This window comes from Cupriavidus sp. 8B (assembly GCF_054589115.1).
On sequence record NZ_BAAILO010000286.1, the window covers coordinates 42,522 to 65,733 of the forward strand.

Annotated in this window: 21 protein-coding genes; 12 read left to right on the forward strand and 9 right to left on the reverse strand. The window is 66.7% G+C overall.

Annotation, left to right across the window (positions count from 1 at the left end; genetic code table 11):
• Nucleotides 1-10: 10 nt before the first annotated feature.
• The 4 genes from ACYP5B_RS28065 to ACYP5B_RS28080 all read right to left on the reverse strand — a co-directional run bounded on the left by ACYP5B_RS28065 (nucleotide 11) and on the right by ACYP5B_RS28080 (nucleotide 3,095).
• Nucleotides 11-496 carry a fumarate hydratase gene (locus ACYP5B_RS28065; protein WP_459571878.1) on the reverse strand — a complete coding sequence of 162 codons (486 nt, stop codon included), beginning with the start codon at nucleotides 494-496 and terminating at the stop codon, nucleotides 11-13.
• A gap of 170 nt (nucleotides 497-666) precedes the next feature.
• On the reverse strand, nucleotides 667-1,185 hold the full coding sequence (locus ACYP5B_RS28070) for a DUF1439 domain-containing protein (protein ID WP_459571896.1): 519 nt from the start codon (nucleotides 1,183-1,185) through the stop codon (nucleotides 667-669).
• Nucleotides 1,186-1,368: 183 nt separating this feature from the next.
• The gene (locus ACYP5B_RS28075; RefSeq protein WP_459571879.1) at nucleotides 1,369-1,572 is read right to left on the reverse strand and encodes a SlyX family protein; all 204 of its coding nucleotides are present in this window, start codon (nucleotides 1,570-1,572) and stop codon (nucleotides 1,369-1,371) included.
• A 50-nt stretch (nucleotides 1,573-1,622) separates the two neighbouring features.
• Nucleotides 1,623-3,095 (reverse strand): aminotransferase-like domain-containing protein, encoded by a 1,473-nt coding sequence (locus ACYP5B_RS28080; protein WP_459571880.1) that lies wholly within the window; start codon nucleotides 3,093-3,095, stop codon nucleotides 1,623-1,625.
• A gap of 246 nt (nucleotides 3,096-3,341) precedes the next feature.
• Between ACYP5B_RS28080 and ACYP5B_RS28085 the strand changes: the two genes are divergently transcribed.
• The 6 genes from ACYP5B_RS28085 to ACYP5B_RS28110 all read left to right on the forward strand — a co-directional run bounded on the left by ACYP5B_RS28085 (nucleotide 3,342) and on the right by ACYP5B_RS28110 (nucleotide 8,884).
• Nucleotides 3,342-4,988, forward strand: a complete 1,647-nt coding sequence (locus ACYP5B_RS28085; RefSeq protein WP_459571881.1) for a cbb3-type cytochrome c oxidase subunit I — start codon at nucleotides 3,342-3,344, stop codon at nucleotides 4,986-4,988.
• A gap of 2 nt (nucleotides 4,989-4,990) precedes the next feature.
• The gene (locus ACYP5B_RS28090; RefSeq protein WP_459571882.1) at nucleotides 4,991-5,737 is read left to right on the forward strand and encodes a cbb3-type cytochrome c oxidase subunit II; all 747 of its coding nucleotides are present in this window, start codon (nucleotides 4,991-4,993) and stop codon (nucleotides 5,735-5,737) included.
• Entirely contained in the window at nucleotides 5,734-6,339 is a 606-nt protein-coding gene (locus ACYP5B_RS28095; protein ID WP_459571883.1) for a c-type cytochrome, read from the forward strand. The genes ACYP5B_RS28090 and ACYP5B_RS28095 overlap by 4 nt, the downstream gene beginning before the upstream one ends.
• Before the next feature lie 26 nt (nucleotides 6,340-6,365).
• Nucleotides 6,366-6,998, forward strand: a complete 633-nt coding sequence (locus tag ACYP5B_RS28100) for an SCO family protein (protein ID WP_459571884.1) — start codon at nucleotides 6,366-6,368, stop codon at nucleotides 6,996-6,998.
• The gene (locus ACYP5B_RS28105) at nucleotides 6,995-7,576 is read left to right on the forward strand and encodes a hypothetical protein (protein ID WP_459571885.1); all 582 of its coding nucleotides are present in this window, start codon (nucleotides 6,995-6,997) and stop codon (nucleotides 7,574-7,576) included. The genes ACYP5B_RS28100 and ACYP5B_RS28105 overlap by 4 nt, the downstream gene beginning before the upstream one ends.
• A 435-nt stretch (nucleotides 7,577-8,011) precedes the next feature.
• Nucleotides 8,012-8,884 (forward strand): DMT family transporter, encoded by an 873-nt coding sequence (locus tag ACYP5B_RS28110; protein ID WP_459571886.1) that lies wholly within the window; start codon nucleotides 8,012-8,014, stop codon nucleotides 8,882-8,884.
• A gap of 78 nt (nucleotides 8,885-8,962) precedes the next feature.
• Here the strand turns inward: ACYP5B_RS28110 and ACYP5B_RS28115 are convergent, their stop codons facing one another.
• From ACYP5B_RS28115 to ACYP5B_RS28130, 4 genes are all read right to left on the reverse strand, one after another.
• Nucleotides 8,963-9,613, reverse strand: coding sequence for an HAD domain-containing protein (locus ACYP5B_RS28115; protein WP_400099151.1), 651 nt, complete (start codon nucleotides 9,611-9,613; stop codon nucleotides 8,963-8,965).
• 221 nt (nucleotides 9,614-9,834) lie between these two features.
• Complete coding sequence (locus ACYP5B_RS28120; RefSeq protein ID WP_459571887.1) at nucleotides 9,835-10,452, reverse strand: N-acetyltransferase; 618 nt, start codon at nucleotides 10,450-10,452, stop codon at nucleotides 9,835-9,837.
• A gap of 194 nt (nucleotides 10,453-10,646) precedes the next feature.
• Complete coding sequence (locus ACYP5B_RS28125; RefSeq protein ID WP_459571888.1) at nucleotides 10,647-11,519, reverse strand: hypothetical protein; 873 nt, start codon at nucleotides 11,517-11,519, stop codon at nucleotides 10,647-10,649.
• Between the two features lie 258 nt (nucleotides 11,520-11,777).
• Nucleotides 11,778-11,966, reverse strand: a complete 189-nt coding sequence (locus tag ACYP5B_RS28130; RefSeq protein WP_174423822.1) for a hypothetical protein — start codon at nucleotides 11,964-11,966, stop codon at nucleotides 11,778-11,780.
• 183 nt (nucleotides 11,967-12,149) lie between these two features.
• Here ACYP5B_RS28130 and ACYP5B_RS28135 point away from each other — a divergent pair, with 183 nt between their 5' ends.
• The 3 genes from ACYP5B_RS28135 (at nucleotide 12,150) to ACYP5B_RS28145 (ending at nucleotide 16,047) form a co-directional block, all read left to right on the forward strand.
• Nucleotides 12,150-13,100 carry an ABC transporter ATP-binding protein gene (locus ACYP5B_RS28135; RefSeq protein ID WP_459571889.1) on the forward strand — a complete coding sequence of 317 codons (951 nt, stop codon included), beginning with the start codon at nucleotides 12,150-12,152 and terminating at the stop codon, nucleotides 13,098-13,100.
• Nucleotides 13,097-14,431 carry an ABC transporter permease gene (locus ACYP5B_RS28140; protein WP_459571890.1) on the forward strand — a complete coding sequence of 445 codons (1,335 nt, stop codon included), beginning with the start codon at nucleotides 13,097-13,099 and terminating at the stop codon, nucleotides 14,429-14,431. Before ACYP5B_RS28135 ends, ACYP5B_RS28140 begins: the two co-directional genes overlap by 4 nt.
• A gap of 1,130 nt (nucleotides 14,432-15,561) precedes the next feature.
• Nucleotides 15,562-16,047, forward strand: coding sequence for a GFA family protein (locus ACYP5B_RS28145; RefSeq protein WP_318238484.1), 486 nt, complete (start codon nucleotides 15,562-15,564; stop codon nucleotides 16,045-16,047).
• Here the strand turns inward: ACYP5B_RS28145 and ACYP5B_RS28150 are convergent.
• Nucleotides 16,044-16,820, reverse strand: coding sequence for a sulfite exporter TauE/SafE family protein (locus ACYP5B_RS28150; RefSeq protein ID WP_318238485.1), 777 nt, complete (start codon nucleotides 16,818-16,820; stop codon nucleotides 16,044-16,046). The two genes, ACYP5B_RS28145 and ACYP5B_RS28150, sit on opposite strands and share 4 nt — an antisense overlap.
• Before the next feature lie 509 nt (nucleotides 16,821-17,329).
• Here ACYP5B_RS28150 and ACYP5B_RS28155 point away from each other — a divergent pair.
• From ACYP5B_RS28155 to ACYP5B_RS28165, 3 genes are read left to right on the forward strand one after another with little or no spacing between them, the layout of a single operon-like run.
• Nucleotides 17,330-18,592 carry a TolC family protein gene (locus tag ACYP5B_RS28155; RefSeq protein WP_459571891.1) on the forward strand — a complete coding sequence of 421 codons (1,263 nt, stop codon included), beginning with the start codon at nucleotides 17,330-17,332 and terminating at the stop codon, nucleotides 18,590-18,592.
• Nucleotides 18,593-18,641: 49 nt separating this feature from the next.
• Entirely contained in the window at nucleotides 18,642-19,853 is a 1,212-nt protein-coding gene (locus ACYP5B_RS28160) for an efflux RND transporter periplasmic adaptor subunit (RefSeq protein ID WP_459571893.1), read from the forward strand.
• A 13-nt stretch (nucleotides 19,854-19,866) separates the two neighbouring features.
• On the forward strand, nucleotides 19,867-22,989 hold the full coding sequence (locus ACYP5B_RS28165) for an efflux RND transporter permease subunit (protein WP_459571894.1): 3,123 nt from the start codon (nucleotides 19,867-19,869) through the stop codon (nucleotides 22,987-22,989).
• The last annotated feature ends 223 nt before the right edge of the window (nucleotides 22,990-23,212 follow it).

The window sequence follows — 23,212 nt, forward strand, 5'->3', positions numbered from 1 at the left end:
CTCGCGCGATTTACTTCGCGGCGACAGGCGCTTCTGCCTCGACCTTGACGGCCACGGCCTTCTTCGGAGCTGCCGGCTTGCGGGCTGCCTTCACGACGGCCTTCTTCGGTGCGGCTGCCTTCGGAGCAGCTGCCTTGGGAGCTGCTGCCTTCTTGGCGGCTGCCGGCTTTGCAGCCTTCTTCGCCACGGCGGCCTTCACCACCGGCTTCTTCGCAGCCGGCTTGGCCTTGGCCTTTTGTGCAGCCAGCTTTTCCTTGGCGGCTTGCTTCTCAGCCAGCACGGCCTTCTTGGCGGCTTCAGCAGCGGCCTTGATTTCGCGCTTTGCAGCTTCGATCGCCTTCTTTGCATCAGTGCGCAGCTTCAGCAGACCCTTCTTTGCAGCGGCCAGTTCGCGAGCCAGCACGCTGGCCTTCTTTGCCGGAACTGCTGCCTTCTTGGCGGCTGCCGGCTTGGTCTTTGCTGCTGCGCTGGTTGCGACTTTCTTTGCTACGGCCATTTGTATTTACCCGTTAGTTGTGGAGCGCGGAGTATAACCGGTCGCGCGACATTACTCGCGCGACGTGAATTTACCGGGCGAATTTCTGGTATGAATGCGTGCGCGGATACAACATGTCTTGCACGGCGACGGCATCGGTGTTTGATGCAAATAGGGGGGACGTATTGCGTTTAACGCGTATTGACCTGGACTTTGATGCCATCGGCCAGCACGGTAATGGCGCCCGGCTCCACATCCTTGCCGGCAACGTGCAATTCTTCCGGCTTGAACGTGTAAAGCGGGTAATCGCGCAGCAGTTGCTGCGCCACGACCGCGCCGATTGCGTTCAGTTGCTCGCCATATTGCGCCGGCATGCCGGCGACCTGGACCCGTTCGACGGAAGGATTGTCGAGCAGCACGGCGCGTTTGGCCGGGTCGTATTTGAGTCCGCTGCTCAGTGAAAGCGTGCCGTTGATCGGTGGCGCGGGCAGCAAGGTGTTGCTGACCTGCGCATCCACCTGGGTGGTCACGCGGTTGTTGGCTTCGTCGAGCAGCAGGCGCGGATGCGTCAGCTGGACGTCGAGCACCTGGGCGTAGCGCAATCTTGCGGGGAAACGTTTGTCGACGGCGTCCTGCAGTTCCTGGCGGGAGAATGTGTAGTCGCCGGTCCAGACGTTATAGCCGGCCCAGGCGCTGGCGGCGCCCAGCATGGCAAGCGCGCCGGCGCCGGCGGCGGCTTTGAGCGTTGTCAGGGATTTGCGGGGCCGGGTGCGGCGTTGCGTCGTCGGCATGCTGCGGTGCCTCCAGGTTGGCGTCTTGCGCGTTATCCCTTCTGACCGCAACCGCGCCGGCTTCGTTCAATTGTTCAGTCGGGCTGCGGGCCGTGCGCACTATCAATAATGTGGCGGGAGTTCGTGCTGGGGGCCGTTGTCGCCGCCGCCCGTGCCGCTGGAGCGCATCTGCTGGTAGAGGGCCTGGAGCTGTTCCTGGAGCAGGTCGATCTGCCGCTGCTGGCGCGCCACGGCGAGATTGAGCGTGTCGAGCAGGTCGTCCTGGAAGGCAACCTTGATTTCTAGTTCGGTCAGGCGGGATTCCATTTTGTGTTCTCCATTGGGCCGCGCATTGTAAGGCAGGTGCGGTGCTGCCCTTATTGCATCGTCAGCCTGGCCAGGCGGCCCAGCGTGGCGAGCGCGGCGTCGGTCCTGTCGTCGAAATCGTGGCCGCAGTTGATGCGCAGGCAATGCCGGAAGCCGCCATGCGCGGAAAAAATCGGGCCGGGCGCGATGCTGATGCCATGCGAGAGGGCGTAGCGGTGCAGCGCAAGGCTGTCGGTGCCGGGCGGCATTTCGATCCACAGGAAGTAACCCCCAGCCGGCCGCGTGGCCCGCGTGCCCGGCGGGAAGTGCCGCGCGATGGCCTGCGCGAAGACGTCCTGCCGCTGCATCAGCGCCTGGCGCAACTGCCGCAGGTGACGGTCGTAGCCACCCTTCTCCAGGTAGTTAAGGATAGCGGCTTGCGTCGGCGCCGCTACCGTCAGCGTGCTTGTCAGCTTGGCGCGCGCCACTTCGCGCGCGAAGCGTCCGGGCGCGGCCCAGCCGATCCGGTAGCCCGGCGCCAGGCATTTCGAGAACGATCCGCAGTGCATTACCAGCCCCTGCGTGTCGAACGCCTTGGCCGGGGTGGGGCGCTTGTTGCCGAAGTACAGCTCGCCGTAGACGTCGTCCTCGATCAGCGGCACTTCGAACCGCGCCAGCAGCTGCACCAGGTCGCGCTTCTTGTCGTCGGGCATCAGGCTGCCCAGCGGATTCTGGAAATTGGTCATCAGCCAGCACGCGCTCGGGCGGTGGCGTTCCAGCGCGCGGGCCAGGGCGTCGAGCTCGATGCCTTCGCGCGGATGCGTGGGCACTTCGATGGCGCGCAGGCCGTGACGCTCCAGAGCCTGCAGCGCGCCGTAGAAGGTGGGCGACTCGATGATGACCGCGTCGCCCGGGCGCGTGACGGCCGCCAGGCACAGGTTCAGCGCTTCCAGCGCGCCGTTGGTGATGACGATCTCGTCCGTGTGCACGGTGAGCCCGTCGATCAGGTAGCGCAGCGCGATCTGGCGGCGCAGGCCGGCGTTGCCCGGCGTCATGTCGTCCACCGAGCTCCATGGGTCCAGCTGCTGGACGACCGCCGCCATGGACTTGGCCAGGCGCGGCAGCGGAAACAGCAGCGGGCTGGGAAACGCGGAGCCGAGCGGCACCAGTTCGCGCTGCTTGGCCGAAGCCAGCACGTCGAAGACCAGTTCGCTGACGTTCAGCGCGGTGGAGTCTTCCGCCGGTTGCGACGCGGCCTCGGGCTCGGGCGGCAGCACGCGGCTGGTGCTTGCCACGAAGTACCCGGAGCGCTGGCGCGCGATGATCAGGCCGCGTGCCTCCAGCAGGTAGTAAGCCTGGAACACCGTGGAGGGGCTGAGCCCGCGGCTGGCGCTGGCCTGGCGCACGGAGGGCAGGCGGTCGCCGGGCCGCAGCGTGCCGGCCTGGATCGATTGCGCGATATCGTCGGCCAGCATTTCGTAGAGCGTGCCGGGAGCGGCTTCCCCGTCTTTGCATTGGGGTGTGTCTGGCTTGCTGGGCGGCATCGATGATCCACTGTTTGGCGCGCGTCTGATTTCCGGCAACTGTATCGTATCCGCGCGAGGCGCGACACAGCGCGTAAGAATATCCCGCTTCGGCGGACTTGCTGCGGCAACATGTCACGCCGGAATCCCTCTGATCCGGTCGTATTGGTCCGATCTGATGCTGTTCGGCCCGGCCTTGCCTCCTTAGCATTCTCTGTACGTAAGCCACGGCCGCCACGGCGCCGTCTGGGAAGTGCAAGGAAACCCATGGATCCCACGAGTCTGTTGTTAGCTACCTTCCTGCTGTCGGTTGGTGGCCTGTTTGCTTTCATCTGGTCGTTGCGCAAGGGCTTGTTCGATCTCGAAGCCGCCGGTGCGCGCACCATCTTCGCGCCCGGCGAGGTCGGCCAGCCGGAGGAGCCGTCGAGCGACGTGGTGCAGCGCCAGGCGCTCTGGGTGGGCGCGGCGTCCAGCCGGGAGGCGCCTGTCGCGAGCGCCGCGGCCCGCGCCGATCTCGAGGCGGAGCTGGCAGCGCGGCATGAGGCCGATCGCTCCAGCGCCCTGCCGGCCCTGCTGATGCTGTGCTGCGCCGTGGTCTGGCTGGTGGTGGCGTCCGCCGCCGGCCTGCTCAGTTCACTCAAGCTGCATATGCCCGACCTGCTGACCGAGCAGGCCTGGCTTTCCTTTGGCCGCCTGCGCACGCTGCACCTGAACGCGGTGGCCTATGGCTGGGCGCCGATGGGGCTGCTCGGGCTGACGCTGTGGATGCTGCCCCGCTTGCTGCGCACGCCGCTGCTGGGCGGGCGCTTTGCCATAATCGGCGCGCTGGTCTGGAATGCCGGGCTGGTGGCGGGGCTGGGCGCCATTGCCGTGGGCATCAATGCCGGCATGGAGTGGCTGGAGATCCCGTGGCAGGTGGGCCTGCTGTTCGCACTGGGCGGGATGCTGATCGGCCTGCCGCTGGCGTTCATGCTGCAAAAGCGCCGCGTGCATCATCTGTACGTGTCGGTCTGGTACATCGGCGCGGCGCTGTTCTGGTTCCCGGTGTTGTATGTGGTGGCCAAGATCCCGGGCGTGCATTTCGGCGTGGAGCAGGCCACCATGAACTGGTGGTTTGGGCACAACGTGCTGGGTCTGTTCTATACGCCGCTGTCGCTCGCCTCGGTCTATTACTTCCTGCCCAAGGTGATCGGGCGGCCGGTGCGCTCGTACAACCTGTCGCTGCTGGGCTTCTGGACGCTGGCGTTCTTCTACGGCCAGGTCGGCGCGCACCACCTGATCGGCGGCCCGATTCCGCCGTGGCTGATCACGCTGTCGATCGTGCAGAGCGTGATGATGATCATCCCGGTGACCGCGTTCTCGGTGAACCAGCACCTGACGCTCAAGGGGCATTTTGGCGCGCTGCGCCACTCGGCCACGCTGCGCTTCATCGTGTTCGGCGCCATCATGTACACGCTGGCGTCGGTGCAGGGCTCGTTCGAGGCGCTGCGCTCGCTCAACGCGGTCACGCACTTCACGCACTTCACCGTGGCGCACGCGCACCTGGGCATGTACGGCTTCGTGTCGATGGTGATCTTCGGCGGCATCTACTTCGCGCTGCCGCGCATCGTCGACGCGCCGTGGCCCCGGCCCGCGCTGATCTCGCTGCATTTCTGGCTGGTGGTGGCGGGCTTCTCCACCTACCTCATCACGCTGAGCATCGGCGGCGTGCTGCAGGGCCTGGCGCTGCTGGACCCGGCGCGTCCCTTCATGGAATCGGTGACGCTCACGCTGCCCTGGCTGCAGGGGCGCTCGCTGGGCGGCGCGCTGATGACGCTCGGCCACCTGGTCTTTGCCTTCCACTTTGCCTTGATGGTCTTGCGTCCTTCCGCGCTTGCGCAGACCGATCGCATGGTTTCCCAAGCGGCTGCCTGAACATGGAAAACGAACTCAAACTTGTGGGCGGGGCCATGGTCACGCTCTCGCTCGCCACTTCGGCCATGATCGTGGTGCCCTTCCTGCAGCTCAAGGATGTGCCCGCGCCGGCGGCGCTGGCGCCCTACACCAGCGAGCAGCTGCGCGGGCGCGAGGTGTATCTCGCCAACGGCTGCATCGCCTGCCATACGCAGCAGCCCAGCTCCACCGGCGCCGGGCGTGCCGACGGCGCGCGCGGCTGGGGCCGTCCGTCCGTGGCGGCCGACTACCACTATGACAGCCCGCCCTTGCTCGGCACCATGCGCACCGGCCCGGACCTGTTCAACATCGGCGTGCGCCAGCCGAGCGCGGACTGGCACCTGGGCCATCTCTACCAGCCGCGCGCCTATGTGGCGGACAGCATCATGCCGGGCTATCCGTTCCTGTTCGAGCTGAAGGCGGAAGGCGCCCTCAGCAAGAGCGACAAGGTGGTCGCGCTGCCGGGCGGCACGGTGCCGCCCGGCAAGGTGGTGGTAGCCACGCCCCAGGCACTGGACCTGGTGGCCTACCTGATTGGCCTGCGCCACACCTACCCGGTGGTGGAGCAGGCGGCCGTGGCCGACGCAACCGGCCACTCGCCGGGGCGCGCTACGCTGGCATCCGTTTCGATCGCACCTTCCAACCCGCTCGGTGCGATCGCTTCTTCTCAATCCGCCTCCAGCTCGCCGACGCCGCCCGCGGCCGGCGCGCAAGCCAGCCAGCCAAGATGAAGCCCTCGCAAGCCCATAAGACAGAAAACGCCGATCCGTTCGAGCAGCACAACCCGGTGCCAAAAATCGTGCTGGCGCTGGTGTGCGGCCTGCTGGCCTGGGCCATCAGCTACATCCTGATCGAGCGCGCCGACGGCAGCGCCGCGCTGGGCGACCGGCGCGACCTGGCCGCGCTGGCCGCGCCCGCCGGGCAGGGCAGGGTGGCCGACGGCAAGCAATTGTTCGCCGCCAATTGCCAGGCCTGCCACCAGGCCAGCGGGCAGGGCATTGCCGGCGTGTTCCCGCCGCTGGCCGGCTCGCCATGGGTCAACGGCGATCCGGACCGGCTCGCGCAGATCCTGCTGCACGGCATGACCGGCCCGCTGGACGTGCTTGGCTCCACCTACAACGGCGCCATGCCGGCCTTTGGCGAGCAGTTCTCCGACCAGGAGATCGCGGCGCTGGCCACGCATATCCGTAGCCAGTGGGGCAATGGCGCCGCGCCGGTCGAGGCCGCGCAGGTAGCGGCGGCGCGCGCGGCTTCCGTCGCGCAGAAGGCGCCCTGGCACGGCGGCGAGGCGCTGCAGGCATTCATGACCGCGGGAGGTGCCGCCAAGCCATGACGCGTGCATGGAGCAGGACACTGGCGATGGTTGCGCTCGTGCTGGTGTTGGCCGGTGCGGCGGTGTTCGCCACTACGCGCGGCCTGCGCACGGTCAGCGCCGATGGCGCCCGGCGCCTGGACCTGGCTCGCGCCCCGCGCGAGTTGCCGGCGCTGGCATTGCTCGACCAGGCGGGCCGGCAGCACGCGTTCGGCGGCCCCATTGCGCAGGGCAAGAGCACTGACAAGAGCATTGACAAGAGCGAGTTGCCCGTCACGCTGGTGACCTTCGTCTATACGCAATGCATGGCAATCTGCCGCACCAGCGCGTCGGGGCAGGCCTGGCTGCAGCAGCAACTGCGCGAGCGCCGCCTGCAGGATCGCGTGCGCCTGCTGACGCTCTCCTTCGACCCGGCCCGCGACACGCCCGCCGCGCTGCTGGCCTATGCGCGCACGCTGCGCGCCGATCCTGCCATCTGGACCTTCGCCACGGTGGCCGAGCCCGCGCGCTTGCGCGGCCTGCTCGACGCCTTCGGCATCGTCGTGCTGCCCGATGGGCTGGGCGGCTACTCGCACAACGCCGCGCTGTTCCTGGTCGACGCGCAAGGCCGGCTGGCCGCTGCCTATGACGTGGAGCGGCCGGACCTGGCGCTGGCCGACGTGCTGCGCAGCCGGCTGTGAGGGTGCGGCTTGCACCCGGCTGGCAAGCCTGCCTGCCCGGCGTGCTGCTGGCCTTGGCCGCGCTGTTTCGCCCATGGCTGGAGGCGAGCATGGCCAGGCATATGGGCCTGGAACTGCCGTTGCTGGCACTTGCCGGCTGGTGGGCGGCGCGCTGTGCCGGCCCGCGGCTGGTGGCCTGGCTGGCTCCATGGAACGCGGCGGGGCTGCCCGGCCTGCTGGCGGCGTGGTGCATTGTCAGCTACTGGATGCTGCCGGTGGCGCTGGACGAAGCCACGCTTGCGGGCCCCATGGGCATGGCCAAGGTGGCGAGCATGGTGCTGGCGGGGCTGCTGGCGCGCGCCTCGTGGCAGGCCGCCGGCCCCGTGCTGCAGGGCTTCTTTGTCATCAACGGCACCTGGATGATGCTGACTGCGGGCTTGCTGTACCAGGAGGCGGAGTCGCAGCTGTGCAGCACTTACCTGGTCGATGAGCAACTGGCGGCGGGCCGGGTGCTGGTGCTGTGGGGGCTGGCGTTGCTGGCGATGTGGCTGGTCGCGGTCGGCAGCCGGCTCGCGGTGGATCGCGAGCCGGTGGCCTAGGCCAGCGAGCCGCCGGCAAGCCTGACAGCGTTGCCACGTGCGTTGGCCTAGTGTAACGTTACGCAGTCCTTCGGGACCTGGGTGTTTGTTTCCCCGCCCCCATCCTTTCTTGCGGATTCCCATGCATCACGCTGCGCACAACGCCTTTGCCGCCATCGCGACCCGTACGGGTGCGGTCCGGCCGTGCGCCGCTTTCGCATTGTTCGCATCGTTCGCACCGCCTGTCACTTCCCCGCCGCGCACGCGGGCCGGCCTTGCGCCGCCGCCCCCAGCCGTGCTGGGCTGAACTTCGGCCCGTCTTTTTTTCGGCATTTTCCTTCTTCGGCTGGTCCCTGCCTGATGCCAGGGGGCGTTCGCCCCCGCGCGGTGTCTGTGTGCCGGGGCGCGCCGGGGTTTCCGGATTGTTTCTCCGGATTACCGTGACAGGTGAAACTCATGGCTTTGAACAAAACCGCACTGAGCGCGCATGGCCCGACCACGCTCTTCGTGCTGCTATGGAGCAGCGGCGCCATCTTTGCGCGCCTCGGGCTGGAATACGCTTCTGCCTTTGCCTTGCTGGCCGCGCGCTTTGCGCTGGCGCTGGCCGTGCTGCTGGCACTCGCGGCATGGCGGCGGCGCTGGTTGCCGCAGTCCGGCACGCGCTTGCAGGTGGTCTGCGCCGGGCTGCTGCTGACCGGTGCGTATTCGATCATCTACCTGCTGGCGCTGGCGCGCGGCATCACGCCAGGCGTGCTGGCCACGTTGCTGGGCGTGCAGCCCATCCTGACCTTGCTGCTGGTGGAGCGGCGCTTTTCCGCGCGCCGGCTGGCCGGGCTTGCGGTGGCATTGTGCGGGCTGGTGCTGGTGGTCTACCAGGGCATCGGGCTGGCGCGCATCTCGCCGCTGGGCATGGGCTTTGCGCTCGCCGCGCTGGCGTGCATGACGATTGGCGCCATCCTGCAAAAGCGCATCCGGCAGGCACCGCTCGATGTGATGCCTCTGCAGTACGGCGCGGGCCTGGCGCTGTGCCTGCTGTTCGTGCCGTTCCAGCCGATGGCGGTGGCGCCCACGGCGGGCTTCGCGCTGTCGCTGGGATGGCTGTCGCTGGTGATTTCGGTGGGCGCCACGCTGCTGCTGTACCGGTTGATCCAGGCGGGCAACCTGGTCAACGTCACCAGCCTGTTCTACCTGGTGCCGGCCGTGACCGCGCTGATGGATTACCTGTTCCTGGGCAATCGCCTTGCCGCGCTGAGCCTGGCGGGCATGGTGGCGATCGTGCTTGGGCTGGTGCTGGTGTTCAGTCAAAAAGCGGGTAGCCAGGCGGCCTGAAAGCCAAGCCGGCCCCGGCCGCTACGCGCCGAACAGGCGCGCCGCGGCCGGGGCCGGCTTGCACTGGCGTGCAGCGTATCAGGCGTGCGCCAGCATCTTTTCAGTGCGCCGCGCCGGCAACGCGAGCGTTGGCACGTCTTGCAGCAGCGGCGCGGCAACGGTGCCCGCGCCGAAGCGCGCAGGCGCTTCCTTGGCCAGGCGGCGCAGCCGCTCCAGCCGGGCTTCCACGCGTGCGTCGGGCCGCGTGTCGAGACACAGGGTGGACGGGCATGCCACGCCGAGCATGTCCAGCGCCTGCTTGAAGTTGGCCGGCGTCAGGCCCTCGGCCGGATTCACGCTGACCACATGCGGCAGCAGGTGCGCGTATTGCGGATCTTGCATCGACGCCGTGTCGCAGGTCAGGATGGCAAAGGCCTGCGGTGCCGGGCGGCGCGCAAAGTAGGCCGCGATGCGCGCAGCGTGGCCGCCGGGCACGTCGGGGGTCATGCCCTCCACCTGCAGGTCAAGCTGCTGCAGGATGGCGGCGGGAACGCCACGGCGCCATGCCTCGGATACCACCACGCGGGCACCGGCCAGGCCGAACAGGCGGCGCACGAAACCGAGCGCGACGGGATCGAAGAAGCGGACGTCGCGCAGGGTGCCGGTATCGGGAATTCCGCCCAGCCGAGCCTCGGAGCGGCTCGAGTAGAGGACACCGGGGACGTCAAGCATGATGAGGCGTTCGGACATGATTTCCTATTGGGTTGCAGCGCCGGTTGGCACGTTTGAAGATTACGACGCATCCGAGGAAATCTGGAGAGGCGAGAAGTGCCTAAGTTGCAACATATTTGTAACTTGAGATGCGACTTCGTAAAATTCAGCGATTCGCTCGGGCTAGTTGTTTCGGAGCGAAACAATTAGCCCGGGCGATTCCGGTTTTCACGCAGCCCGCAAGCGGCGCCAGCGCGGCTTTACAGCATGCCGGTGGCCGCCGCCAGCCGCTCGATGCTCCAGCCCTTGCCCAGCAGGACCATCCGCGTATGCAGGTCGTCATGCACTTCGCGGCTGACCTCCTTCCCGAGATAGATCAGCGTCTTATAGCGCAGATCCACATAACCCAGCACATAGTCTTTCGACAGCGAATGCCACAGGGCATTGGCGCCGGCGGACTGCCGCGCGCCGGTCATCAGGCACAGGCCCGCATCGAGCCCCCACCGATAAATCGCCGTGGCCAGCCCGCGGCGCTGGTAGGCCGTCTCGTACTTGGAGTGCGGAGCGCGCAGATAGCGGTCGGCGCGCCGTCCCACCTCGATCAGGCGGTTGAAGACGGTGTAACCGGCCAGGCGCTTGCGTGCCACGTCCTCCACATAGACGTAGTACTCGCCATCCGCCTCTCTGTAGCGGATCACCAGCTCCGGCGAGTCGGTGGCGATTGCCGGGATACCGTGCAGGCGGTCGCCCGGCCGGTGCAGGCGGCCGTAGATGGAGCCGAACTCCTGGTCGAGTTCGGCGGGACGGTGGCTGACATCGATGCGCAGTTCCAGCTTGCGCGCGAGCCACGGAATCGCCATGGCCGCCATGATGGACATGTCGTTCTCCTGGAGACGCGGCTGTTATGCCGGCATGTGCTGGAAGCCCCGTGCCAGGGCAAACACCACGACCATGAAGAAGGCCAGGACCAGCAAGACTTTGTAGAACATCGCTTTATCTCCCAGGGGATGGATGAGAACGGTGAGAACGGTGAAAACGGTGAAGGAACAAGGGCGAGGCGGGCGTTGGCAACTCAGCGCATGGCAGGTTCCTCCCACCATCCGCTCACCAGGCCTTCGGGCTTGCGCGCCGCCAGCACCCTCGCACTCGCCGGCCAGGCATCGACCCTCACATCCAGGCCGGCGTACACGCCATAACCAATGCCCGCGCGGATCTCGTCGCCCGCCTGCAAGCCTTCGCCCGCCTTGATGGCGCATTCGGCCACGATGGCCTCGAGCGCCTTGATGCCCCAGCCGGCTTCCAGATGCATGCCGCAGCGAATGGAAGCACCACACTCGATGCCGTGGCCGGCGCGCACGGTGTGGCGCGCGTCGATGACACCACCGGCGCGAATGCTCTTGCCGCAGTGAATGGCCGCTTGCCCAACCAGGTCCTGCCCGGCCACCGCGCTGCCGGCGAGCGCGATCTTGCCGCCGCACAGCACATCCCAGCCGGCCTTGAGGTTGCTGCCGCCGGTGATTGCTTCCTGCACGTCGATTCCCCATGCGGCCTTGATATCGCCGCCGGCATCGAGCACGCCGCCGCTGTGAATGCCGCCGGACGCCGCGACGCTGTCGCCGGCCACGATGGCCCGGCCCGCGCGAATGCCGCCGCCGGCCTGGATGCTGCCGCCGGCGCGCAGCGTGGTCTCGACGTCGATGCTGCCGCGCACCACCAGCGAGCCGGCAAAGACCACGGCATCGGCGTCGATGGCGTCCACGGCCAGCACGGCGTCGGTGGGGCCGAACTGTGTGAGCAGCCAGCAGGCGTCGTCAACGCGGCCGGCATCGACGAGGGCGTCGAGCAGGTGCTGGTAGTCGCTGCCGCCCTGGCGGTTGCGGACGAACCAGCGGTAGCCATCGGCGCAGGGGCGCTTGGCTTTGACAAAATTCTTGGTGAGCTCCATGGCGATGAAGGCGTGCGAAGTGAATGCCGCGAACGCGCCGCGGCAGGAAAAAGGGGTGCAGGGCCATGACGGGGCAACGGCTAAGCCGTTGCCCCGTGCTCAATCAGAGATTGATGAGAAAGTAGACGACGGCGACGGTGCCGATCGCACAGAGGGTCTTGTGATAGATCGAAGACGAAGACATGGCTTTTCTCCCAGGTTGCACATTGGACAAGGGGCGCAACGCGCGCCCTCAGGCAAAGTGCCGTGCGGGGAAAGTCAGGACCTGGCTGGTGTGTCCTGGTTTCCCCGCACGGCCTGGAAAAGCACGGCGGCGAAACCATAGGTGTTGACCGCGGCCGGTGTGGCGCGCAGCGAGCGCACGCCGCCCTTGGCCGCGCATGCACGCGTCGCCACCGCATGCATGGCATGGCGGCGGACTGCGTTGCGGTGCGGGACGAGGAGCATGCGGTCTCGAATGAAGGGTGGAAAATCCTGGCAAGCGCGCTGCCGTTTTGGGAGGCAGCACGGTCAGTTATGCCACATCGGGTAGGGCTTGTCCAGCCGGCCCCCTTGCGTGGGGACGCGATGCTGGTGTTCGGGCCGCACGCCTCGGCTAGAATCGCTGCGTCTTCACGAGAGGGGCGCACCATGCTCGAAGCCATCGGCCTGGGCAAATCGTATGGCACGCGGGCGGTAGTGAAGGAGGTTGCCTTCATCGCCGCGGGCGGCGAGATCACCGGCCTGCTGGGACCCAACGGGGCTGGCAAGAGCACCACGGTGGCGATGCTGTGCGGCCTGGTCGCCCCCGATGCCGGCCGCGTCCTCATCGGCGGCCGCGCGCTCCAGGATGCCGACGCGCGCGCCATGAACCTGCTCAAGCGCCGTATCGGGCTGGTGCCCCAGGAACTGTCGCTCTATGAGGAACTGCCTGCGCGCGCCAACCTGGAGTTGTTCGGCGCGCTCTACGGCCTGTCGGGCTCGCTGCTGCGCGAGCGCACGTCCGAGGCGTTGGCGCTGGTGGGTTTGTCGGCCCGCGCGCGCGACAAGCCCATGCATTTCAGCGGCGGCATGAAGCGCCGCCTGAACATTGCCTGCGCGCTGGTCCACGATCCCGATATCCTGATCTTCGACGAGCCCACCACCGGGGTCGACCCGCAAAGCCGCAACGCCATCTTCGACAGCCTGGAAGCGCTGCGCGAGCGTGGCAAGGCGCTGCTCTACACCACGCACTACATGGAAGAGGCCGAGCGCCTGTGCGACCGCATCGTGATCATGGACCACGGACAGGTGGTGGCCAGCGACACGCTGGCCGGCCTCTATGGCCGGCTGCCGGTAGCCGAGACGCTGCAGGTCACGGTCGACGGCGCACTCGACGCCGCGCAACTGGCGCACGACTGCGCCGCGCACCACGTACGCCACGCGCAGCAAAGCGGCGAAGTGCTGAGCGTCGGCGTGGACGATCTCGCGTGCGCCGTGCCCGCGGTGATGGCCTGGCTGGCCACCCGCGGCCATGCGGTGCGGCACCTGGCGTCGAGCCGGGCCACGCTGGAGGACGTGTTCCTGGCCCTGACCGGGCGGCAACTGAGGGACGGAGCATGAGCGCGTCGAATGCAGTGACTGCCCTGTTCGCACTGGTCCGCGCGGACCTGCGGCTGTATTTCTCGGATCGCCGGGCGCTCGTCATGGGCGTGGCCGCTCCCATCGCTATCGCAGCATTCTTCGGCTACCTGTTCAACCCCGCCATGCAGAAACCATCGCGCATCCCGGTGGCGCTCAGCGACCTCGATGACAGTCCCTTGTCGCAGAAGATCGTCGCGGCGCTGCGGCAGGATCCCGCATTGCTGTTGCGCGAGCTGCCGGCACGTGCAGCCGACGACGCGGTGCGGCAAGGCAAGGTGCAGGTGGCCGTGACCTTGCCGGGCGGATTCGGCGAGGCGGCGCCCGGCGCGCTGTTCGGCGCACGGGACAAGCCGGTGCTGACGTTGCGCTACGATCCCTCGCAGGCGCTTGCGCTGGCGGTGGTGCGCGGCGTGCTGACCCAGCACGTGATGGAAGCGGTATCGCAGGCGGCCATGAGTAGCGGGCCGGATGCGGCCCGGCCGCTCGGCGCACTGCGCGGCGCGATGGCAGCGAATCCGGCTCTCCCGGGCGCGTACCGCCAGGATGTGCTTGCGATGGTCGACAGCATCGAGCGCGTGCAACGGGCGCAGGCGGCGCGCGCCGCGAGCGGCCCGGATGCGGCTGGCCTGCCCGGCATGCGGATGGGGCTGCCGTTCGAGGCGCGCGAGCAGCCGGCCAGCGCGCAGGGCGGCCGTCCCTACAACAGCTACGCGCATGCCTTTGCCGGCATGGGCGTGCAGTTCATCCTCTTCATGGGCATCGAGTCTGGCGTGTGGCTGCTGCTGATGCGCCGCCTTGGCCTGTGGCAGCGCCTGCGTGCCGCGCCGGTGTCGCGCGGGCTGCTGCTGGGCAGCCGCATCGTCAGCGGCGCGCTCACGGCCGTGATCCTGATGGCGCTGATCTTCAGCGCCGCCATCGCATTCTTTGGCGTGCGCATCGATGGCAGCGTGGCCGGCTTTGCCGGGGTGGCGGTGGCCTTTGCCCTGACCACCGCCAGCTTCGGCCTGCTGGTGGCGGCGCTCGGGCGCACGCCGGCGGCCACGCGCGGGCTGGCGATCTTTGCCACCTTGCTGATGGTGATGCTGGGCGGCGCCTGGGTGCCGGCCTTCCTGTTCCCGTCATGGCTGCAATCGGCGTCGCTGGCCTTGCCCACGCGCTGGGCCGTGGACGGGCTGGACGCGATGACCTGGCGCGGGCTGCCGCTGCAGGCCGCACTGGTGCCGATCGGTATGTTGCTGGCCTTTGCCGCGTTGTTCGCCTTGCTGGCGATCTGGCGCTTCGACTGGGAGGAGCCGGCAGGCAGCGCATAAGAGGGCATAACGGGACGCAATAGGGAACGTAAGCGTCCGGCTGCGCGCCACCTCCTAGTATCCCGTTCCGCTGACTCGTTCGCAAAGTCTGTTGAGCTTGGAGCAGGAATTGTAGGTTGGGGGAAGTGTGCGATGTGTATTGCTTGTGGCCCGCTGACGCGGGTTTTGGCGCTTACTGGGCGGGGTTTTTATGCTTCTAGCTGCTGATGCAGAATAGCGCGAGTGGGCGGTGTTTTAGCGCTTCTAGCTGCTGTCGCGGCTGGGCGGTGTTGGCCGTTTTAGAACGTGTGAGATGTCACTTTTCTTTACTCGTAAAGAAAAGTAACCAAAAGAAAGCGATCCTTGCAGGAGGCTGGCGTGGCGTCATTGGGAATCCCAATGGTTTCGTCGTACGGCCCTGGGTTCTAATGACCTCGTGCCGTTACCAGTTTAGATCATCACGACGCTGCCAATGCCCGGGGATTCGTGGTGGCCCCCACCGGTAGCCACCACCACGAAACTCAAGCCGTCTGTCGCTCGCGGAGTGACTGGCCTCGAAGTTGCAGGCGTTCCGTTTCCGTCGTGGGCGCGGTGGCACCGAAAAAATAATGCCGAGGCATTCACCACCGCGTCCACCCCACCACGAAACCATCATGACGTGATATATCATGGCGCTTTGCACCGGTACCGGCAGATGTGTGAATGGGCAGGAATTCCGCTACCGGGGGCCTCACCACGAAACCGGCATCATGAACAGGATCGTGGCCATTCAAACCGGTAACGGCACGAGTCAATTAAAACCCGGGGCCTGACCACGAAACCACCGGGCTACGTGACCCCAATAAGCCAGCCTCCTGCAAGGATCGCTTTCTTTTGGTTATTTTTCTTTACGAGTAAAGAAAAGTGACATCTCACACGTTCCCAAACGGCCAACATCGCCCAGCCGCGACAGCAGCTAGAAGCATGAAAACCCCGCCCTAAAGAGACACCCCCGCGTCAGCGGGCTAGACAGAATGTATTGACCTGCCGCACCTCAAGCGGCGTGGATTAGGCTTGAGGTGGGTAAAACCAGAGGCCCAGAGCCACAATTGAGGGGGCAGGTCAATACATTCTGTCTAGAATGAAGGCGCCCAGTCCTCACGGGAGATCCCATGCATCTCGAAGGTTCCTGCCATTGCGGTGCGGTCAGCTTCAGCCTGGAGTCCGACTCGCCCTATCCGTTCATGCATTGCCACTGCTCGATCTGCCGCAAGACGGCGGGCGGCGGTGGCTATGCCATCAACCTCGGCGGTGACGCCGCCACGCTGAAGGTTCGCGGCCAAAAGCATATCGGCATCTATCACGCGGTAATGCGCGAGCCGGGCAAGCGCGCGCGCCGCTCGCCGGCCGAGCGGCATTTCTGCCTGAAGTGCGGCAGTGCGCTATGGCTCTGGGATCCGCGCTGGCCGGAGCTGGTGCATCCGCAGGCGTGCGCCATCGATACGCCGCTGCCCAAGCCGCCGGAGGTGGTGGAAGCCGCGCTGGATTTTGCCGCGCCCTGGGTCGATGTGCCCAAGGGGCGGGGCCACGTCCATTGCGCTACCTGGCCGTCCGAGTCCCTGGCGCAGTGGCACAAGCGCCTTGGCCTTCAAGGTTAGCCGCGAGCCAGCATGATGCCCGCGGTGGCGATCAGGCACAGGGCAAACGCGGCGCGCAGCCGCCGCTCCGGCATGCGGTGGGCGAGCGCCACACCCCACGAGATGGTCAGCATGCCGCCCAGGGAGAGCGGGATGCCGCTGGCCCAGTCGACATGGCCGGCGTGGGCATAGGTGGCCAGCGCCACCACCGCGCCGGGCGTGACCAGTGCCAGCGCCAAGCCTTGCGCCGCCGCCTGCCGGAACCCGAACAGCCCGACCAGGGCAGGCGCCGCCACCACGCCGCCGCCCACGCTGAAAAAGCCCGAGAACGCGCCGCCGACCACGCCCAGCGCCGGAATCCAGCGCGGTGACAGGCGGGCCTGCTGCGCCGTGGCGGCGCGCCCGGGCAGCAGCCGCCAGAGGAAATAGAGTGCCAGGCCAATCATGAAGCAGGCAAAGATGCGGCGCAGCAACACGGCGTCGATGGCGGTGGCCAGGCGCGCCGAGGCATAAGTCGCCAGTACCGCCGACAGCCCGAGGACGACGGCCGTGCGCAGCGCGATGTCGGCGCGCCGGCGGTATTGCCAGAAGCCGATCAGCACATTGGGCGCGATCATCACCAGGGCGGTGCCCTGCGCCAGCTGCTGGTCCATGCCATAGAGCAGGCCCAGCGCGGGAATGGCAATCAGCCCGCCGCCGATGCCGAACAGCCCGCCCACGGCGCCCAGCGCGCTGCCCAGGCCAAAGATCAACAGGGCGGACAGCAAAGACGGCAGCAGGGAATGGTCAGGCATGGAATACGGGAGACGTCTCTAACGGCAACGACGTGCATGCGGGGTGATTGATAACGCCCGAGGCCGGCATTGGGCAGGGGCAAAAGGCGCGAAGCGCGTAATGATACGTGTGGCTTTGGCAGCCCGCCTGCGGGCCGCTTCGTTTTGTCATGAAAGCAACTGTTTGTCAGGGTTTTCCCTCGAAACGGGGGCGTTCGAGGGGTTTTCACCAAATTTGTTGGCTGCGTGAAAGGCATTTGTAATGCGGTTCGGTTTGAATGCGCTCGTGAGATCGTTCGCCGTTGCCGGATACCGGCATGTACACGTCGGGTTCCAAGGAGATGCGTGAATATTCGCTGACTCGGTGCACCGATCGGCGGGCATGGTCGTTTACCGCACTCTTAAGTCGAACCCGAGCCAGATTGATCGTGCCTTTTTCCATTCCTCGTTTTCTGCTGCTAAGCCTCCTCGGTGTCCTCGCAGGCGCTGCCGCGGCGGGCTCGAATGTGCCGCAAAGCGCACCCTTGCCGATGGACGGCCCCTGCGTGGCGCCGCCGTCCAAAGCTGTCGTGACTCTCGCCCAGGTGCGGGTGGATGCCGTACGCTGCAACCGCGACATCATCGCGGCGCGGCGCAATGTGGAAGCCAGCCAGGCCGATATCCAGATTGCGTCGCAGCGGCCCAACCCCGTGCTCAGCCTGGGCGTGGCCAATATCAACCCGCATGCAGGCTTCAACTCGGGCGGCCCGCGCAGCAAGACGGTGGATTCCACCCTGCGCGTGGACCAGGTGATCGAGACCGCCAACAAGGGCGGCTTGCGCGTGGATACGGCGCAAGCCGCCAGCCGCGCCGCCGGTGAAGTGCTGCAGGCGGTGATCACCCAGCAGGCGAGCCTGGTGGACCAGGCATTCTATGAGGCACTGGTGAGCCAGGAACGGGTTGCCGTGCTCAATGAGACGCTGGCGCTCTACGGCCGCACCCAGCAGGCCAATGATGCCCGCCTGAAGGCGGGCGACGTGTCGCGCGCCGATGTGGCCAAGCTGCAGCTCGATGTGCTGCGCGCGCAAGCCGACCTGCGCAGCGCCATGGCCGACCATGCCAGCGACAAGGCCGCGCTGGCGCAAGCCATCGGCGTGCCCGGCACGCTGGCCGAAAACCGCCTGACGCCCGACTGGCCCGCCCTGGACGTGCCGGTGCCCGAACCCGACGCCGACACCGTGCAGCGCCGCGCGGACGTGGCCGCGGCCGAAGCCCGCCTGGCCGCCGCCGCCAGCGCGCGCGACCTGGCCCGCGCCGGGCGCGTGCCGGATGTCACCGTGGGCGCGCAGGCCGAGCACTATCCCGCTTCCGCCGCCAACCAGAACGGCAACGGCAACAGCTTCGGCGTGTTCGTGTCGATCCCGCTCTACGTGCGCCACAGCTTTGGCGGCGAAGCCCGCCGCGCCGAGGTCGATTACTACGCCGCGCTGGATGAGCGCAACCGTGTGCTGCTCGAGGCGCAAAATGAGCTGGAGCGCTCGCGCAACCAGCTCGAAGCCGCGCGCCTGTCGCTCAAGCAGATGGTGGAAGGCGTGGTGCCGACCGCCGAGAGCGTCGCCGGCAGCGCCGAGTTTGCCTACTCCAAGGGCGCCAGCAGCGTGCTGGAGCTGCTCGATGCGCGCCGGGCCTTGCGCCAGACGCGCCTGGATGCGGTCAACGCGCAAGGCGATTTCGCCAAATCCCTGTCGGCTTACCGCGCCGCCCTGCAGTCCTCACCCAATTCCCAGGCTCGCCCCGATGTACCGCGTCCTTAATTCCGTGTCTGCTCCGATGTCCGTCCCGATGACTGCTACGCCTGCTTCGATGTCCCCCGTACGTGCCGCGGCCCGCCATGGCGTCGCCGCCCGGCTGGTCGCGTTTTCGCTGGTCGCGCTGGCGCTCGCCGCCTGCGGCAAGAAGGAAGCCCCGCCCCCCAGCGACGAACCCAAGGTCAGCGGCAACACCGTTGAATTCCCGGCCACCGTGCGGACCCTGCCCGGCATCGTGGGCGAGACCGTCAAGAGCGGCGGCGAGCGCATGCTGAGCTTGCCGGGCCGCCTGGTCTGGAACGAAGACCGCACCGTGCGCGTGTCGACGCCGTTCGCCGGGCGCGTGACCGAGGTGCTGGTGCAGCCGGGAACCAACGTCAAGGCAGGGCAGGCGCTGGCCATGCTGACCTCGACCGATTTCGGCGTGGCCCAGGCCGACGCCCGCAAGGCCGCGGCCGACGCCGCCTATGCCGGCAAGGCGCTGGCCCGCCAGCGCGAGCTGTACGGTGCCGGCGTCGTGGCGCAAAAGGACCTGGAGCAGACCCAGGCCGATGCCGCCCGGGCCAATGCCGACCTGCAGCGCACCCAGGCAGCCTTGCGCCAGTACGGCGCCGGCGCGCAGGGCGAGGGCGCGAGCAACCGCTTTGCCTTGCGCACGCCGATCGACGGCCTGGTGGTGGAGCGCAATATCAATAACGGCATGGAGCTGCGCCCTGACCAGCCGCCCACCGCGCCGCTGTTCCTGGTGACCGATCCCGGCGAACTGTGGGCGCAGGTCGACGCGGCCGAGGCCGACATCGCCCTGTTCAAGCCCGGCGTGACCGTCCAACTGGTCTCGGCCGCCTATCCCGGCGAGACCTTCGCCGGCAAGGTGATCAAGGTGGCCGATTACGTGGATCCTGCCGCGCGCAGCATCAAGGTGCGCTTGTCCGTGTCCAACCAGGATCGTCGCCTGAAGGCGGAGATGTTCGTCACCGCCAAGCTGCAGGCCGCCTCCTTCCAGGGCATCGCGGTGCCGTCCAAGGCCGTGTTCCTGGCCGAGAATCACCACTTTGTGTTCGTGCGCACGGCGCAGAACCGCTTCGAGCGCAAGCAGATCAAGCTGGGCGTGTCGCTGCCCGGCATGGCCGAGGCGGTGGAAGGGCTCAAGGATGGCGACGTGGTGGTGACCGACGGCAACCTGTACCTGCAGGACATCCTGCGAGATGCCACCGCGGTCAACGCGGCGCGCGCGAGCGAAGCCAGCAGCGCCAGCGCGAAGCAGTGAGGAAGACCGCCACATGATTTCGCGCATCGTCCATTTTGCCCTGCACCAGAAGCTGTTCGTCTGGCTCGGCCTTGCCATCTTCATCGGGGGTGGCCTTGCGGCCTTCAAGAACCTGCCGATCGAAGCCTTCCCGGATGTCTCCGACATCCAGGTCAACGTCATTACGCTGTACCCGGGCCGCGCTGCCGAGGAAGTCGAGCGCCAGGTCACGATCCCGATCGAGACCGCGCTGGCCGGCACGCCGAACTCCGTGCGGGTGTTCTCGCACACCCAGTTCGGCCTGTCCTTCCTGATGGTCACCTTCAATGACAAGGCCACCGACGTGGTGGCCCGCCAGCAGGTGATCGAGCGCCTGCGCGGGGTGGACCTGCCCGACGGCGTGCAGCCGGAGCTGGCGCCGCTGTCCACCGCCATCGGCGAGATCTTCCGCTTTCGCCTGACCGGCAAGGGCTACAGCGCGCAGGAACTGCGCACGCTGCAGGACTGGGTGGTGGAGAAGAACCTGCGCCAGGTCCCGGGCGTGGCCGACCTTGTCACCATTGGCGGCACCATCAAGCAGTACGAGGTGAACCCCAACCTGGCGAAGATGCGCGACGCCAAGATCTCGCTCGCGCAACTCTTTACCGCCCTGCAGCGCGCCAACTCCAACGCCGGCGGCGGCGCCGTGGCCAACGGGCGCCAGCAATTCCTGCTGCGCTCGCTGGGCAGCTTCCGTACCTCGGCCGATATCGCCGATGTGGTGGTGTCGGAAGTCAATGGCACGCCGATCCTGGTCAAGGACATTGCCGAGATCCGGACCGGCTCCGCGCCGCCCCAGGGCCTGATGGGCCAGGACGACGAGGACGATATCGTCTCGGGCATCGTGGTGATGCGCAAGGGCGAAAACCCCTCGCTTGTGCTTGAAGCGCTCAAGAAGAGGATCGACCTGCTGGACAGCTCGATCCTGCCCAAGGGCGTGAAGATCGTGCCCTACTATGACCGCTCCACGCTGATCGACAAGACCCTGCATACGGTATTCGGCAACCTGGTCGAGGGCGCGTTGCTGGTGATGGCCGTGCTGTACCTGTTCCTGGCCAATGTGCGCGCCGCGGCCATCGTGGCGATCGTGATTCCGCTGGCGCTGCTGTCCACGTTCATCGGCCTGACCTGGGTGGGCATTCCCGCCAACCTGCTGTCGCTGGGCGCGATGGACTTCGGCATCATCGTGGACGGCGCGGTGATCGTGGTGGAGAACATCTTCAAGCGGCTGGGCGAGCTGAAGGAAGCCCAGATCAAGGACAGCCGCGCGCGCATGCACGCCATCCTGCAGGCCACCACCGAAGTGGGCCGCCCGACCGTGTTCTCGATGATCATCATCATCGCCGCGCACATCCCGATCTTTACGCTGCAGCGCCACGAGGGCAAGATCTTCGCGCCCATGGCCTATACCGTGACGGGTGCGCTGGTCGGCTCGCTGATCATCTCGCTGACGCTGGTGCCGCTGCTGTGCCATCTGCTGCTGACCAAGAACATCGCGCATGAAGACAACTTCATGGTGCGCCATAGCAAGCGCCTCTACGAGCCGATGCTGGCCTGGGCGCTGGACCACAAGCGCACCGTGGTGGGCATCGCCCTTGGCCTGCTGGTGGCAACGGTTGGCGTGGGCAAGTTCCTTGGCAGCGAGTTCCTGCCGGAGCTGGATGAAGGCTCGATGTGGGTCAGCTTCGACCTGCCCGCTTCAGTGTCCATCGACGAAGCGCGCGACCAGGCTCGCCGCCTGCGTGGTGTGATTCGCAAGACGCCCGAGGTCAATACCACCATCTCCAAGGTGGGCCGCCCGGATGACGGCACCGATCCCAAGCTGATCAACACCGTTGAAATCCTGGTCGACCTGAAGAACGACAAGCAATGGCGCGCGGGCTACGACAAGCGCAAGATCATCAACGAGATCAACGCCAACCTGCGCCAGCTGCCCGGCATCGAGCCTAATTTCTCGCAGCCGGTGCGCGACAACATTCTTGAGAGCATCTCCCAGATCAAGGGCCAGATCGTGATCAAGGTGCAGAGCGACAGCTTGCAGCAGAACAAGCGCGTGGCCGACCAGATCCTCGCCAACGTGCAATCGGTCCAGGGCGTGATGCGCGCCTTTATCGACCGCGACGGCGAGCTGCCGCAGTATGTGCTGGACTTCGACCGCGCCCAGGCTGCCCGCTACGGTATCAACGTGGGAGACGTGCAGGACCTGATGGAGACCGCGCTGGCCGGCAAGGCAGCCACCGAGCTGTGGGAGGGCGAGAAGCACTTCAGCGTGGCGGTGCGCCTCAAGCCTAACGAGCGCCAGCTGCCAAACCTGCCGAATATCTTCTTGCAGACGGCGGACGGCGCACAGGTGCCGCTGTCGCAACTGGTGCACTTCCGCGCGGCTTCCGGCGCGATGAACATCAGCCGCGAGAACGGGCAGCGCACCACGTCCATCGGCATCTTCATCCATGACCGCGACATGGGCAGCGTGGTGAAGGACATGCAGGCGCTGGTGGCCAAGAACGTCAAGGCCGACGACGTCAAGATCAGCTGGTCGGGCGAGTTCGAGAACCAGGAACGCGCCATGGCGCGGCTGTCGATCGTGGTGCCGCTGTCGGTGCTGGTGATCTTCCTGCTGCTGTTCAATGCCTTCAAGTCGTTCAAGAGCGCGACCCTGATCATCTCGAACATTCCGTTCGCGCTGATCGGCGGTGTGTTCGCGCTGTTCATCACCGGCATTCCGCTGTCGGTGTCGGCTGCGATCGGTTTTATCGCGCTATTCGGCCAGGCCGTGCTCAACGGCGTGGTGATGGTGACCTACTTCAACCAGCTGCGCGACGAAGGCATGCCGGTGCGCCAGGCCGTGCTGACTGGCTCGATGGACCGCCTGCGCACGGTGCTGATGACCGCGTTGCTGGCCATGCTGGGCCTGTTCCCGATGGCCATCTCGCGCGCCATCGGCTCGGAAACGCAGCGCCCGCTCGCCATCGTCATCATCGGCGGCCTGATCACCGCCACCATGCTGACGCTGATCGTGCTGCCCACGCTGTACGAGTGGATGGTCGGCCGCAACTGGCCGGATGAAGAGAACGGCAATGCAGACGAGAACCGGCTGTCGGAGTCGATGCCGGCCTGATCGTCCTGCTGCTGACAAAGTTGGAATTACGCAGGTGGTCCCCCCTCTCCCGCATGGCGGGAGGGCTGGGGGAGAGGGCGGGAGTTCGTTACGCCTGCGTGCTGGAAAACACCACGGGCTTCGCTTCAAGTGGCTCCTAGCTGATATGACTCCCCGTGTCAATCGAGATTGGTTTGATTCAGTTTCACAGTTGCATGTTGTTCCCCAATTTCCTGGAGGGCGA